The sequence below is a fragment of the Hymenobacter sp. ISL-91 genome, assembly GCF_018613725.1.
Taxonomy (GTDB): Bacteria; Bacteroidota; Bacteroidia; order Cytophagales; family Hymenobacteraceae; genus Hymenobacter.
In genome coordinates this window covers 151579-165974 of sequence record NZ_JAGGPS010000008.1, presented here as the reverse complement: position 1 = coordinate 165974, position 14396 = coordinate 151579, and the positions used below count along the sequence as shown (strand labels likewise).

12 protein-coding genes are annotated in these 14396 nt (G+C 61.7%); 7 read left to right on the top strand and 5 right to left on the bottom strand.

The features are described from left to right. Positions 1 to 34: 34 nt before the first annotated feature. The 4 genes from J7E24_RS04295 to J7E24_RS04280 form a co-directional block, all read right to left on the bottom strand. Entirely contained in the window at positions 35 to 2383 is a 2349-nt protein-coding gene (locus tag J7E24_RS04295; RefSeq protein ID WP_215135489.1) for a patatin-like phospholipase family protein, read from the bottom strand. A gap of 192 nt (positions 2384 to 2575) precedes the next feature. Further along, a complete protein-coding gene (locus J7E24_RS04290; RefSeq protein ID WP_215135487.1) occupies positions 2576 to 3544 on the bottom strand; it encodes a zinc dependent phospholipase C family protein in 969 nt (322 codons plus the stop codon). Positions 3545 to 3703: 159 nt separating this feature from the next. After that, the gene (locus J7E24_RS04285; protein WP_215135485.1) at positions 3704 to 3946 is read right to left on the bottom strand and encodes a DUF6952 family protein; all 243 of its coding nucleotides are present in this window, start codon (positions 3944 to 3946) and stop codon (positions 3704 to 3706) included. 12 nt (positions 3947 to 3958) lie between these two features. Beyond that, on the bottom strand, positions 3959 to 4276 hold the full coding sequence (locus J7E24_RS04280; protein WP_092739940.1) for a thioredoxin family protein: 318 nt from the start codon (positions 4274 to 4276) through the stop codon (positions 3959 to 3961). A gap of 314 nt (positions 4277 to 4590) precedes the next feature. Between J7E24_RS04280 and J7E24_RS04275 the strand changes: the two genes are divergently transcribed. From J7E24_RS04275 to J7E24_RS04260, 4 genes are all read left to right on the top strand, one after another. Next, the gene (locus J7E24_RS04275; RefSeq protein ID WP_215135483.1) at positions 4591 to 5190 is read left to right on the top strand and encodes an arylesterase; all 600 of its coding nucleotides are present in this window, start codon (positions 4591 to 4593) and stop codon (positions 5188 to 5190) included. A gap of 68 nt (positions 5191 to 5258) precedes the next feature. Continuing rightward, a complete protein-coding gene (locus J7E24_RS04270; RefSeq protein ID WP_215135481.1) occupies positions 5259 to 5948 on the top strand; it encodes a hypothetical protein in 690 nt (229 codons plus the stop codon). Positions 5949 to 6132: 184 nt separating this feature from the next. Further along, complete coding sequence (locus tag J7E24_RS04265; protein WP_215135479.1) at positions 6133 to 7308, top strand: glutathionylspermidine synthase family protein; 1176 nt, start codon at positions 6133 to 6135, stop codon at positions 7306 to 7308. A gap of 90 nt (positions 7309 to 7398) precedes the next feature. Next, a complete protein-coding gene (locus J7E24_RS04260; RefSeq protein ID WP_215135476.1) occupies positions 7399 to 7995 on the top strand; it encodes a hypothetical protein in 597 nt (198 codons plus the stop codon). Positions 7996 to 8049: 54 nt separating this feature from the next. On the opposite strand, the gene glgP is transcribed toward J7E24_RS04260, so the two are convergent. Further along, positions 8050 to 9705: an alpha-glucan family phosphorylase gene (gene glgP / locus J7E24_RS04255; RefSeq protein WP_215135473.1), complete on the bottom strand. Its 1656-nt coding sequence runs from the start codon at positions 9703 to 9705 to the stop codon at positions 8050 to 8052. A 418-nt stretch (positions 9706 to 10123) separates the two neighbouring features. On the opposite strand from glgP, the gene J7E24_RS04250 reads away from it, so the two are divergent. The 3 genes from J7E24_RS04250 to J7E24_RS04240 all read left to right on the top strand — a co-directional run bounded on the left by J7E24_RS04250 (position 10124) and on the right by J7E24_RS04240 (position 14303). Beyond that, a complete protein-coding gene (locus J7E24_RS04250; protein ID WP_215135470.1) occupies positions 10124 to 12007 on the top strand; it encodes an alpha-amylase family glycosyl hydrolase in 1884 nt (627 codons plus the stop codon). A 64-nt stretch (positions 12008 to 12071) separates the two neighbouring features. Beyond that, positions 12072 to 12449, top strand: coding sequence for a GxxExxY protein (locus J7E24_RS04245; protein WP_215135458.1), 378 nt, complete (start codon positions 12072 to 12074; stop codon positions 12447 to 12449). A gap of 60 nt (positions 12450 to 12509) precedes the next feature. Continuing rightward, the gene (locus J7E24_RS04240; protein WP_215135456.1) at positions 12510 to 14303 is read left to right on the top strand and encodes an alpha-amylase family glycosyl hydrolase; all 1794 of its coding nucleotides are present in this window, start codon (positions 12510 to 12512) and stop codon (positions 14301 to 14303) included. Positions 14304 to 14396 lie beyond the last annotated feature (93 nt).

The window sequence follows — 14396 nt, the reverse complement described above, 5'->3', positions numbered from 1 at the left end:
GGGGCAAGCCCCGCCCCTACGTCGTGCCGATGCCCTAGTCCAGGGCCCGGTCGCGGAAGAGCAGATAGCCAATGTGCGCGAATACACCGAATTTCTGGCGCGGGTCATCGTAGTGAATGGCCTGGAGCGAGAGCGGCCCGACTGGCGTCTGGTAAACCAGGCCACTCATCAGCGTGAGATAGGGGCGCGAAACGGTGGCTCCGCGCTGGGGCAGCAGTGGGTTGCTGTCCTGCCGCTCCCAGGGCCGGAAAAGCGTGTGTACATATACTTCAGAGCGCCATTCCAGCTTGGTCAGCACCTCCTTGATGTAGCGCAGGCCCACGGCCGCAAAAGCGGTACCCCGGTAGCGGTCCATGAACAAGGTGCGCGAATCGGTGAGGGGCAGGAAGGCGGCCGAGGTAGTAAGCGAGGAGCGGTAGGTGGCAAACGGACCCTGAGTGCTGGCTTGCACTTCGGCCAGGTAGCCCCAGGCATGCACCTTGCGGCCCACGGTGTCAACCTTGTTGAAATTAAAAAACTGCTCATTAAACAGGCTCACTTTCAGCCACTGCTGGGTTTTGCGGCGGCCCGGCAGGGTCTGTCCATCCGGCCCCTCGGCGGTGCTGCCAGGCGTATAGCGCTCCTGGCCCCGCACAGCCCGCAACCCCAGCTCTACCCGCCGGCCGGCCACTGCATACTGGCGCCGGTCGAGGGAGTTGCGCTCGAAATTGAGGCCAGCCGTGAAGCCCTGCAGCCGGTTCTGGTCGAGGGTGGCGTCGCTGTTGATGTTGTCGGTGTTGGCAAACTGGTCGCGGTTGGTAAACACGCCTCCGCTCAGCACATAGCGGCTGCGGTAATTCGGGCTGAAACCTACCTGCAGCAGCGTTTTCACGTCGCGCTGCTGAATCTGCGAGTTCTGCGCCGACGACTTCAGCAGCGGGCTGGTATCCTGGTAGCTGAAGTTGTTGAACGCGAATACGGGCTCGACATACAGCGGAACATTGCCCGGGATGCTGACCCGGAACGAGGCCCGGGCGCCATTATAGAAGCGTCCGATGGTGGCATCGGCCTTGATGGTGTAGAGGTAGCGGTTGAGGTAGCGGTAGCCCACTCCCAGGTACAGGTTGCTCATCGAGCGGGTCGAGAGCACGCCGCCCAGGTCGGCCGTCAGGTTGGAGTTCTGGCGGGCATCCACCCCCAGCACGTAGCCGCCCTGCTTTTTATCGTAGCTGATGCGGGGGTACACGTTGTTGAAGAAGTCGTTGTTCACCAGCCGGTAGTAGCCCTCCTCCACGTCGCCGGGCGTGTAATAATCGGAGCCGGAGCGCTGGAAAAAGCGGCGCACAAACTCCTGCTGCTCCCGCGGCAGCCCCTGCACGGTTATCTGTTTGAACTGCGTGTCGGGGGCGCGCTGCTGGAAAGCCAGCCGGCGGGCCTGCAGCGCCAGTGTATCCTGGCGGCGCGCAATGCGGCTTTGCAGCAGCTCCATTTTGCGGTCGGCGGCCTGGGCACCCAACTCCACCAGCCGCTTGGCCTGGTCAAAATCGGCCGCCGTAATGTCGTTCAGGTCGGGCTGGATGTACACGCCGTTGGGCCCTACCGACGTAGTATCGGCCACGTTGGACCCCAGAAACAGCAGCGTAGAGGTCAGCAGTTTATCATCGCGCTCCTTGGGGTATTTCTTGAACGCCACATCGCCCACATTTACCCCAATCATAATATCGGGCCCAAACTCCTTGCGCATAACCTCCGTCGGGAAGTTGTCGACCACGGCCCCGTCGAAAAGGTAGCGCCCATCGGCCTGGCGAATGGGCCGGAAAGCCAGCGGAAAAGCCATGGAGTTGCGCACGGCATCGGAAAGCGAGCCGCTGCGCTGGATTACCTTCTCGCGGGTAAACACCTCCGTGGCCACGGCCCGGTAGGGTACCAGCAGGTTATCGAAGTTGTACCCGGCAATGGCCCCGGCCGGGGCCAGCATGGTGGCCAGCACGTAGTTAAGCGTTACGTCGTCTACCAGCCGCGGCGTCACCCGGATGTTGAAGCTGGTATCGATAGCCAGGCGCAGGTGCAGCGGGGCCGGCGTGGGGTCGGCATCGTAGTAGTTGTACACCTTGCCCTCCAGCGGCGCCCCCGACACCCAGGTCTGGAACTCGGGCCGCAGCACAATAGCCTCAATCTCGTCGGGCGAGTAGCCGGCCGAGTACATGGCGCCCACAATAGCGCCCATGCTGGTACCCACAATGTAGTCGATGGGAATCTGGTTTTTCTCCAGCTGCCGCAGCACCCCCACATGCGCCAGGCCCTTAGCCCCGCCCCCGCTTAGCACCAGGCCCACTTTCTGGGCCTGCACGGCACCCGGTAGCAACAGCACCAGCAAGGCCAGCGCGCAATAAAATTTCCGCATATTTTTTGGTAAAAGTCTTCCGGGAAGTCCGCTTCCTACGCAGCACCCGGCCCGGAGTTATCCGACCGGTGCAATATTGGCTATCAGCGGCTTCCGACCCTCATTGGGCGCGCAAAGATCGGGGATTTAAGGCAGTAAGCCAGCATGCCGCCTAACCTATCGTTTGGGTGTATTGGGCGCAGCAGTACGGCTTCAATCCTCGTGGCCCGCGGCCGGGCGCACGGGCGCACTTTCGAGCTCTTTGGCTTCGAGGGCGAGGCGCTGCTGCTCCTTCTCAGAGGGCGTGCGCGGCAGCTTATTGAGGTCGGGCTGGCCGGCATCCACCCAGGCCGTGTACCAGAAAGCTCCCACCAGGCGCAGGGCCAGCTTCATCTGGCGCTCTACCTGCCCGCTCAGGCGCTGGTGGTAGGCGCGGGCGAAGTCGCGCGAGTAGGTGCGCACCGTTACGTTGGCGCGCTGCTCGAACCCATACTTGCGGTCTTCGGAAAACTCGCGGCTCAGCTCCCGCTCAAAGCGCAACACCGAGTCGAGGGCGGCATTGGAGCGGGCCACTGTGGTCCAGATAACGTCGGTGGGTCGCTCCAGGTAAGGCGCGGGGCCGGTAAAAAAGTCGTAGCCGCCGCTCAGCAGCTCGGGCAGGCGGCTTTCCCAGAACCCATGAATGCCGCGCTGGCCCGTGAGCTGGCCGTTGTAGTTGCGGGTGGTGTGCAGCGGCACGCAGGCATCGGCAATGTAGTGGCCCAGGTCGGCCGACAGGTGCAGAATCCGGTCGGTGTCGCGGGCCTGGAAGGCGGCCGTTAGCTGGCCTTTCATGCGGGCCACCTGCCAAGGCACAATGCCGTGGCGCAAAAGCGTATCCTCGCTCAGCAGGGCTACGGCATCGGGGTACGAGCGGGGCAGCCGGTAGGCCGCCGAGTCGCCGTAAGCGTCCAGGTCGAGGAAGTGGCGGGGGGCTTCGCCGGGCACCAGCGTGCGCCGCGAGTCGGGTCGGGTGGCGTTAGTGGTCAGGTAATCGATGTTGGCCTTATAGAACCCCACCATTTCGGGCGGCAGCGTAAACACGGCCAGCCGGTTGATGAGCCGGTGCGCGAAAAACCCCCAGGCCCGGGCCGGGGCCGGTAGCAACAGTAACAGCAGTAAAAAGGGAGCCAGGCGACGCATGGGGGAAGGTAAGTTTTCTTCCGGGCAAAAGAAAACTGCTCTGTCATCCGGAGCAAAACGAAGGACCTTATCCCGCGACAGTAGTTTGTCTGACGGGATAAGGTCCTTCGTTTTGCTCCGGATGACAGAGCAGTCCTACTTCTTAACTTGAAAAACGCTCTAGCTGATGCTCACGCGCACCTTTTTGGTGTACTCGCGCAGGGCAGTCTTGAAGTCAGATTTGTGGTCCTGCATATGGTTCAGGATAAAGATGGCAGCAAATACGTGAGTCAACTGCTCGCCTTCATCCTCGCCTTCTACCTCGAAGGCAGGCGTCTGCTCTTCGAGCAGGGCCTCTTCGGCAGCCAGCAGGCTTTCCAGGGTCTGGGTTTCCACCAAGTGGCGGATAACAGGCATTTTCATGGCGGTAGCGGGCTAGTTGAGACGGGAAATGAGCGAGGCCACGGCCTCTTCCTTGCTGGCGGCCACGGTATCTACCAGCTCGCCGTTGCGGAACACGGCAAAGAAAGGCAGGTTGGTGACGTTGGCCAGCTTGCGGGCCTCGGGGCTGCTTTCGGCGTTTACGTCCAGAAACTTCATATCCTCGTTGCCCTCGGCCTGGGCCAGGCGCTTGAACTTGGGCGAGAACAGGCGGCAGTTGCCGCACCAATCGGCGTAGTATTTCACCACTACCTTCTCGTTTTCCTGAAGTAGTTGCTGAAAATCGGCGTCGGTGGCTTTGATAACGGACATTCTAAAAAGGGGTTTGGTGACAGATAACCGTGTTTTCAGATAAGAATGATTCTCATCTGCCAGCAAAGGTAACGGCAAAAAGGGCCAAAAAGGTTCTCGAAACTGTATTTATGTGGCTGCGGCAGTGGCCCGCTGCACCAAAGCCAGATTTGCCATACCCGCCGTGTCCGCCCCCCTCATGCCGGAACTATGGGCCGCCCGCCGCGTTTAGTTGCTGCCGCTTTAGTCTGCTTCAGAAAGCCTGCCCTGAAATTCAGCCACGCGCAACCGAAAGCTGACAGCTAGCAGCTACAAGCCAACAGCTCAACTAGTATATGCCTCAAAACATCCTTTTTTTCGGCGACTCGCTCACGGCGGGTTACCAGCTACCGGCCAGTGCCGCCTTTCCTTCCCGTATTCAGGAGAAAATTGATGCCCTCGGCCTGCCCTACAAGGCCCACAACTACGGTGTGAGCGGCGAAACCAGTGCCGGCGGCCGCCAGCGGCTGCCCAAAGTACTGCCACGCTTCCCCGAACTCGACGTGTTTGTGCTGGAGCTGGGGGCCAATGATGGCCTGCGCGGTATTCCGGTGCGCGAAACCACCCAGAACCTGCAATTCATCCTCGACGCGGTGCAACACGCCCACCCCCAGGCCCGCCGGGTGCTGGTCGGGTTGGAGTTTCCGTTCGATTTGGGTCCGCTGGCTACGCTGGCCGGCGGCCGGTTCGGCCACTACGCCCGCGAGTTCAACGCCCTGTTCCGCCAGCTGGCCGATAAAAACGAGGTCGATTTTGTGCCCTTCCTGCTGCACGGCGTTATAGGCCAGCGCCACCTCAACCTGCCCGATGGCGTGCACCCCAACGCCGAGGGCCAGCAGCTGCTGGCCGACAACGTGTGGCAGGTACTGCGCGGGGTGCTGGAGCGGCGGCCGTAGTCCGGAAGGCCTTCTGAACCATATTCCTGCTACTTTAGCTTCCTATTCCTCTCTTGCCCTCTTTCTATATGAACCGCCCGTTTTATCACCTCGGCGACTGGCGCCGCAACCTGTTTCTGCTTACGGCCGCGGCCAGCCTGGGCCTGGGCGTGCTGCCAGCCTGCTCCTCCAACGACAGCCGCCCGGAAGCCGACGCGGCCTCCTGGGATAATGCCGCCACCGACTCCTACAGCCAGGGCGTCATCACCGAAATGACCGAAACCCAGCCGGGCGAGTGGAAAATTACGGCCGAGCGGCCGGCCGGCAAGGAAGAAGTGGCGGCCATTCTGCGGCATGCTGATGGCAAAGTGGATACGCTACAGGGCCAGGCCCTGCAGCAGCAGATGCAGAACTACACCCGCCAGTATTCCGAAAACCGGGCGGGTAGCAACGGCATGATGGATGTGCTGATGTGGAGCGGCATCGGCTATATGGCTGGCCGCTGGCTGACGCCCAACACCGGCGCCTACGCCTCGCCGGGCATTATGCAGCGCAACAACGGCTGGCGGCAAGGGATTTCGCGCGAGCGGGAAAACGAGGGCCGGGGCTTTTATGGGCGGGGGTTTACGGGTGGTTATAGCAGCGGCAACGCGGGCATCAGCGCCAGCTCCAGCGTGCAGCGCAACTCCCCGCGCGGTACGTTCCGCAGCTCGGCCCCCAGCAGCAGCAGCCGCAGCACCTTCGGCAGTCGGGGCGGCTCGCGGGGCTTCGGCGGTTAAGCAGTCGGCTCCAGTTACATCGTGCGGAACGGTGTAGGGGCGGGGCTTGTCCCCGCCCGCCATTGAACGGCACCGTTGTACAGGTACCGTTGAAGCGGCTCGAGCGGCGGGCGGGGACAAGCCCCGCCCCTACACCGCGCTACGTAACCTGAACACCCAAATCCAACCATTCAGCCCACTTCCTATGATTCGTTTGCTGCCACTGTCGGGCAATGTGGAGCCGGCCATGCACCAGTTGGGCTGGGACTGGGCCGTGGAAGACGCCTGCGCCGCTTACCTGGCGCCCGAGGCCCTGGCGGTATCGGAAGCCGAGGCCGAAACGCTGCTGCAGGCCGCCGACACGCTCTACGAGATGCTGGTGGAGTCCGTCCCCGACCCGATTCCCGACGACTTCCTGCGCCAGCTGGGCATCCCGCACAACCTCTGGGAAGCCGTGCGCCATAGCTGGAACGACGACCGGCACTGGCACCTCTACGGCCGCTTCGACCTGGCCGCCACTCCCGACGGCCCCAAGCTGGTCGAGTTCAACGCCGACACCGCCACCAGCATTCCTGAAACGGCCGTGGTGCAGTGGGCCAGCCTGATGGCCGCCGGCCGCCCCGCCCACGAGCGACAGGCCAATGGCCTGTTCGAGGGCCTGGAAGCCCAGCTGCGCCACTGGCGCGAACTCAACCCCGACCTGGACCCGCACCTGCTGCTGGTACACCTGCCCGACAGCGCCGAGGACGAAACCAACTGCGCCGTGCTGGCCGAAGCGGCCCGCGCTGCCGGGTTCGGCACGGCCCATGTGTGCCCCGTGGATGCCATGCGCGTGGCCGTGCAAGGCGAGGAGCGCGGGGTATGGGCCGAAGTGGAGCCGGATAAGTGGCAGCGCTTCGATTTCCTGTTCAAGCTGGTACCCTGGGAGCTGCTGGCCGACGAGGAGCCCGCCCTCACCGCCGACCTGACCCACCTGCTGCTCACCCGCGACGTCATCGTTGCCAACCCCGCCTACACGCTGCTTTTCCAGAGCAAGGCTATTTTAGCTCACCTCTGGGACACGTTTCCGCACCACCCGCTGCTGGTGCAGGCCAGCCTGCGCGATATGCCAGGCCACCACGTGCGCAAGCCCCTGTTCGGGCGCGAAGGCCAGAACCTGACCGAAATGGACGGCCTCCGCACCCGCCAGCAGGAGCCCGGCGAGTTCGGCAACCAGCCCCAGGTGCGCCAGCGCTGGCTAGCCTTCCCGACCGACGCCCAGGGCCGCCGCTATCAGGCGGGCGTATTCTGGGCCGGCGAGGCCTGCGCCCTCAGCTACCGCCGCGACCCCGGCATCATCACCAACCTCTCCGAGTTCGTGCCGCACATTCTGACGGCTTAAACCGCCTAGCCGGATTTTGGTGTGGGCAAATTCTCGCTTATAGTTGCCGAGCCTTGGAAAGAGCTTGGGCGACCTTTTCAATTACTTTAGATGATTTACAAAGCCGTTCTGACCTCTGTAGTCGGGCTATTATTAGCCGTATCCGCAACCGCGCAGACTAACCCGCTGCCAATCAAGAAGAGCAAGAACACAGGGCTGTTCAACATCACCCAGATAGGATACAATGCTGGCGTTGGCAAAGCCACTTACCGATCTGATGTGGTGCTGGACTACCGGGGCTCGGTGAATCGATTTCGCACTACGTTCGGCTATTTCCTCAACCCGGCCGTGTCGGTGGGGCTGGGCTTCGGCCTCGACGGCTACCACGAGCCCAGCTACAACACCGCTCCATTAGTAGCCGATGTGCGCTACTACTTTCAGCCAAGTGGCAACAGCCTGTTTGTTACGGGCAACGTGGGCTACGCACTGAAGTTGGGAGCCGGGTTTGAGCGGGGCGTGACAACCGGCCTGCACGTGGGCTACCGCGTCATTGCGGGCCGCAACACCAACCTGCTCTTCAGCGTCGGTCCTGAGGCCCAACAAATCCAGGATGCCCGCATCAACGTCGTTGGGCCAGGTTCGTTCGAGCAGATAGAAAGCACCATTTGGCTGAAATCTATTTCCTTCAACGCCGGCTTCCTTTTCTAATTAATTGCCTAAAAGCGTCCGGNNCCGGACGCTTTTAGGCAATTAAGCTAGCCGTTAAACAGAAGCATCGTACATCCGCTCATAATACTCCTTCGCCATGCGGCCCGACTCGAATTCGGGCTCTACGTCGCGCATGGCGGCTTTGCGGATGGCCAGGAACTTGGCGGGCTGGTCGTAGTAGAGCGGGATGATGGTGTTTTCGAGGGCATCGAGGATGCCGGTGGCTTCGAAGTCGTCTTTCTCGTTTTCGGCCGCGTGCAGGTCGGCCAGGGGCAGCAGGAAGCTGTTTTCGACGTCGCGGGCGAATTCCGGAATCCAGCCGTCGGGGATGCTCAGGCTGATGCAGCCGTTCATGGCGGCCGTCATGCCGCTGGTGCCCGAAGCTTCGCGCGGGAAGCGCGGCGTGTTCAGCCAGATATCGGAGCCCTTCTTCATGGCCGCTGAGAGCCCCAGCTCGTAGCCCGTGAGCACGGCGCAGGTATCGAAGTTCCGGGTCTTCTCGATGAGGCTGTTGAACACGGCAATGGCCCCGAAATCCTTGGGGTAAGGCTTGCCGGCCCAGATAACCTGGAGGGGCCGGCCGGTGTCGGTTACCAGCTTCTGGAACCGCTCGAAGTGGCGCAGAATCAGGTCGGCGCGCTTGTAGCCGGCGAAGCGGCGGGCCCACACCAGCGTGAGGGCATCGGGGTCGAGCAGCTTGCCGGTCTGGTCGGCCACGATATCGAAGAGGCGCTTTTTCAGCTCGCGCTTGCGGGCCTGCAACGCCTCGTCGTTGTTGGCTTCGAGGCCCTCGTGCAGCTTTTCGTCGCGCCAATAAGTGCCGTTCTGCGAGTTGGTAATGGCGATGATGGGGCTGATGCCTTCGTTGTGGCCCCACATTTCGTTGGCCACTTTGCCGTGCACTTTCGAGACGCCGTTGCTGATGCGGGCGAAGCGCAGGGCCGTGAGCGTGTAGTTGACCCGGTCGTTTTCCACGATGCCCAAATCGCGCACCTCGCCCAGCGTCAGGCGGCCGAAAAACGACATCTTGTAGAGCAGCTCCAGCGGGTGCTCCTCGTTGCCGGCCAGCTCGGGCGTGTGGGTGGTAAACACGAGGTGCTCGCGCACTTTGGCCCGGTTGCGGCCGAACTTCTCGTGCAGGAAAAACGCCAGCGGCAGGCCGTGGCCCTCGTTGAGGTGGTAGACTTCGGTTTTGCGGTTCAGCACATCGAGCAGCTTGCCGCCGCCCACGCCCAGCAAAATGCTCTGGGCCACGCGGGTAGCCGTATCAGCGTCGTAGAGGTGGTGGGAAATGGTGCGCGAGAGGTGGTCGTTTTCCTCGATGTCGGTGGTCAGGAAGAACATCGGGGCCGTACCGAACGTCTCGGGGGCCAGGTAGAGGGCGCGCACCTGCACCTGGGCGTCATGGATGGTGATGGGGAAGGTGATGCCGGTGTCCTGCAGGAAGCTGTAGTGCTTGCGGTGGAACTCGGCCCGCATCGTCTGGTCGCCATTGCGGCCTTGGTCGTAGTAACCGTAGCTCCACAGAATGCTGATGCCGATAACATTCTGCTTGAGCTCGTACACGGAACGCATGTGCGAGCCGGCCAGGAAGCCCAGGCCGCCGGAGTAGGTTTTCAGGGCCTGATCGAGGGCGAATTCCATGGAGAAATACGCGGCCGGGGTGCTGAACTCGGGAGCAGGCGTGTAATAGTTAAGGTCGAAAGCCATTGCGGGCGAAAATTGCGGTGGATGAGAAAACAGAAGCCAGACAACGTAGCCGGTCCAACAGTCACTCAAAAAAACAAGAAAAGAACTACTCGCACTACCTGCCCCCCACCTTAGCAGCCTGGATGCTAACCAGCCACCGGTAATAGCCAAGCAGGCATCATTACCCGCCTATACCCTCGCCTGCCAATCCATACGCAACGGCATCAGGCACTTGGCCCCAACCGGCAGGTTCGGGAAGGGGCAGCAGCGGCCTGCTACCAAGTGCCTTATTATCCGGGTTGGCGGCTTACTAAGGCCTGCCGGGGCAAAGCAGCACCTGCATTCGTCAACACATCATCATTTTGGGTGCCTGAAACAGTAGCGCGGCGGGCGGGCAGGGGCGTTCTTTGTCTATTACGTTCCATATTTCATCCCGCATATGTTCGCCTTCCGATTTCTGCCCCTGCTGGCTGGCGCGCTGCTGGCCATAGCCGCGCCCGCGCCGGCTGCTCCGGCTGCTGCTGCCCCTACCGTAACTGCCGCCGCCAAAGCCGCGCCCATTCAGCGCATCGACCCCACGTTCTGGTGGGTGGGTATGAAGAACCCGAAGCTCCAGCTGCTGGTACACGGCCCCGGCCTGCGGACGGCCACGGCCGCGCTGCGCGCCTACCCCGGCGTGCGCCTCGACAGCGTGCAGCAGCTGGCCAGCCCCAACTATCTGATGCTGCACCTCACCATTGCCCCCGAGGCCCGGCCCGGACGGCTCCAGCTCGATTTCAAGGGCAACAAGAAGTTCAGCTACGCCTACGAGCTGAAGCAGCGCACTACGCCCACCGACGACACCAAAGTGCAGGGCCTCACGCAGCAGGATTTCATCTACTTCCTGATGCCCGACCGGTTTGCCAATGGCGACCTGAAAAACGACTTCATCAAGGGTATGCGCGCGCCCAAAGTGGCCCGCGACTCGATGTACAGCCGCCACGGCGGCGACTTAGCCGGCATCGAGCAGCACTTCGATTACCTGAAAGACCTGGGCGTGACGGCGCTGTGGCTGACGCCGGTGGTGGAAAACGACATGCCCAAGGCCAGCTACCACGGCTACGCCCTCACCGATTACTACAACACCGACCGCCGCTACGGCACCACCGAGCAGTACCGGCAATTTGTGGAGCGCGCCCACCAAAACGGCCTGAAAGTGGTGCACGACGTGGTGCTCAACCACATGGGCTCCAAAAACTACCTGTTCCTCGACCAGCCCGCCCCTGACTGGTTCAACCAGTGGCCGGGCTTCACGCGCAGCAACTACAACGCCTCGGCCCTCAACGACCCCTACGGCTCCGTCCTCGACCGGAAGCTGTACAACCAGGGCTGGTTCGACACCACGATGCCCGACGTGAACCAGGCCAACCCACTGGTATCCACCTACCTGATTCAGAACTTTCTGTGGTGGGTGGAATACACCGGCCTCGACGCCTACCGCATCGACACCTACCCCTACTCCGACCCCAAGTTTCTGATGGATTGGGGCCGGGCCATGCAGGAGGAGTTCCCGCGGCTGGCCTTGTTCGGCGAGGCCTGGGTGGGCAGCACGGCCCAGCAGGCGTTCTTCGCCCGCAACATCTTCCAGCCCGTCGATGGGTTCAAGTCCAATTTGCCCTCGGTGCTCGATTTTCAGTCGAGCTTTGCCCTGCACGACGCCCTGAAGTCGGGCAACATGCTCAAGCTCTACGAGTCGCTGCAAGGTGATTGGATGTACGAGGACGCCTCGCGCAACGTCACCTTCCTCGACAACCACGACGTGAGCCGCTTCTACTCGGTGATTGGCGAGGACTTCGCGCGCTACAAAATGGGCCTGGCCTGGCTGCTGACTTCCCGCGGCATCCCGCAGCTCTACTACGGCACCGAGGTGCTGATGAAGAACTTCAGCAACCCCGACGGCCTGGTGCGCGCCGACTTCCCCGGCGGCTTCGCGGGCGATTCGCTCAACTACTTCAAGCGCCGCCCCGGCCAGCCCGGCGAGGCATTTGAGTACGTGCGCAAACTGGCCAACTACCGCAAGTCGCACGCCTTTTTGCACAGCGGCAAGCTGATGCAGTTTATCCCGCAGGACGGCGTGTACGTGTACTTCCGCTATGCGCCGGAGGGCACGGTAATGGTGATATTGAACGGTAGCAAAGAGGCGCGCACGCTCGATGGTGCCCGGTTCGCGGAGCGCACGGGCGGGTTCAGTTCGGGCCTGGAGGTAACGACCGGGATGGTTGTGCCCGATTTGAAGTCGTTTACCGTGCCAGGGCTATCGGCGTGGGTGGTGGAATTGCGGTAGCTTGGGGTTGTTCTGGTGTTTTTAGCCCGCAGAGGGCGCAGTGTTTTCGCAGATGACGCAGTGTATGGACGAAAACAAGATATCCTATGAGGTGCGGCGGGCTTCGTTTGCTATTCACACTGCACTGGGTCCGGGGCTGCTGGAGTCGGTGTACGAAACCGTGCTGACGCATGAGTTGCGCAAAGTCGGGCTGCACGTACAAAATCAAGTAGCCCTGCCAGTTGTGTATGATGGGTTGCGGTTGGAAAACGGGTTTCGCCTGGACTTGTTGGTAGAAAGCAAAGTTGTGGTCGAGTTGAAATCGGTGGAAGTGCTATTGGAAGTACACCACAAGCAACTCCTGACTTACCTGAAACTCTCGGGCCACAAGCTAGGTCTGCTCATCAACTTCAACGTCCCGTTAATCAAGGAAGGAATATTCCGCAAAGTGAACGGCCTGTAAGAACACTGCGCCCTCTGCGAAAACACTGCGCCCTCTGCGGGCTAAAAACACCAGAACAACATGAAACGCCTCCTCCTCCTACTCGCCCTCGCCGCCTGCTCGCCCCAAAAACCCGCCATGCTTCCGCCCGACGCCAACACCACCGAAGAAGCCCCCCAGGATCACAAGCTCATCATCTACCAGTTGATGACGCGCCTGTTCGGCAACCAGACTGCCACCAACAAAACCTACGGCACCGCCCAGGAAAACGGCGTCGGCAAGTTCAACGACATCACCGACCAGGCCTTGCAGGCCATTAAACGCATGGGCGTCAGCCACGTGTGGTACACCGGCGTGCTCGACCATGCCACCCTCACGGCCTACGAGGGCATCCCGGCCGACGACGCCGACGTGGTGAAGGGCCGCGCCGGCTCGCCCTATGCCATCCGGGACTACTACGATGTGGCCCCCGACCTAGCCGTGAACGTTCCTAAGCGCATGGCCGAGTTCGAGGCGCTGGTGAAGCGCACCCACAACAACGGCCTCAAAGTCATCATCGACTTCATTCCGAACCACGTAGCCCGCAGCTATAAGTCGGATGCCAAGCCGGCGGGCGTGGTGGATTTGGGCGAGCAGGACGATACGACCCAGGCCTTCAGGGCCAGCAACAACTTCTACTACCTGCCGGGCCAGCCCTTTGTGGTACCCGCCGACTACACCCCGCTGGGCGGCCAGCCCGGTCCCCAGAAGGACGGAAAGTACCAGGAAAACCCCGCCAAAGCCACCGGCAACGACGTTTTTTCGGCCGCCCCGAGTGTCAACGACTGGTTCGAAACCACCAAGCTCAACTACGGCGTCGATTACCAGAACAACCGTCAGTCGTCCTTCGAGCCCATTCCGGATACGTGGCTGAAGATGCGCGACATTCTGGTGTTCTGGGCAAAAAAAGACGTGGATGGTTTCCGCTGCGACATGGCCGAGATGGTGCCGGTTGAGTTCTGGGCCTGGGTGATTCCGGAGCTGAAGAAGGTAAAGCCGAGCCTGCTGTTCATCGGCGAAGCCTACGACGCCAAAACCTACCAGATGTACCTCGAAAAAGGCGGCTTCGACTACCTCTACGACAAGGTGGGCCTCTACGACGGCCTGCGCCGCCTGACCCGCAACGAGGGCACGACCCGCGACATTACCAAGGTCTGGAGTGAGGAAAGCCGGGGCTTCGGCGGCCACATGCTGCGCTTTTTGGAAAACCACGACGAGCAGCGCATTGCCAGCCCCGACTTTGCCGGCAACGCCCGCGCCGCGCTGCCGGCCATGGTGGTGTCGGCCACGCTGGGCACAGGTCCGGTTATGCTGTATTTCGGGCAAGATGTGGGCGAGCCGGCGCTGGGCTCCGAGGGCTTTTCGGGGACAGATGGCCGCACCACTATTTTCGACTACTGGGGCGTGCCCGAGCACCAGAAATGGCTGAACGGCGGCAAGTTCGACGGCGGCCAGCTAAGCGCAGAGCAACAGCAGCTGCACGCATTCTATGTGCGCCTGCTCACGCTCTCGGGCCAGCGCGAAGCCATCCGGAAGGGTCGTTTTTATGAGCTGCAAAGCACGCTGGCCGCCCAGAACCCCGGCTACAACGCCGAGCGCGTGTACGCCTACCTGCGCTACACCGACACCGAAACGCTGCTGGTCGTCGTCAATTTCAGCCCCGACCAAACCCAGCGCCTCGACCTGAACCTACCGGTAGCAGTACGCGAGCGGCTGGGCCTACCCGCCGACAAAGCGCTTACTTACACCGATTTGATGGCCCCGGCGGGTACCGCTACGGATGGCTCCGCCGTTACGCTGGCTCCGCAAAGCAGCCATATTTTTGAAATTAAGTAGTTAGAAGTCAAAGGCGAGAAGAGCGTCATTCAGAGCGCAGCGAAGAATATCGCGTGCTGACGTTGTAACTGTCATCCAACGGCTTCACGCGAG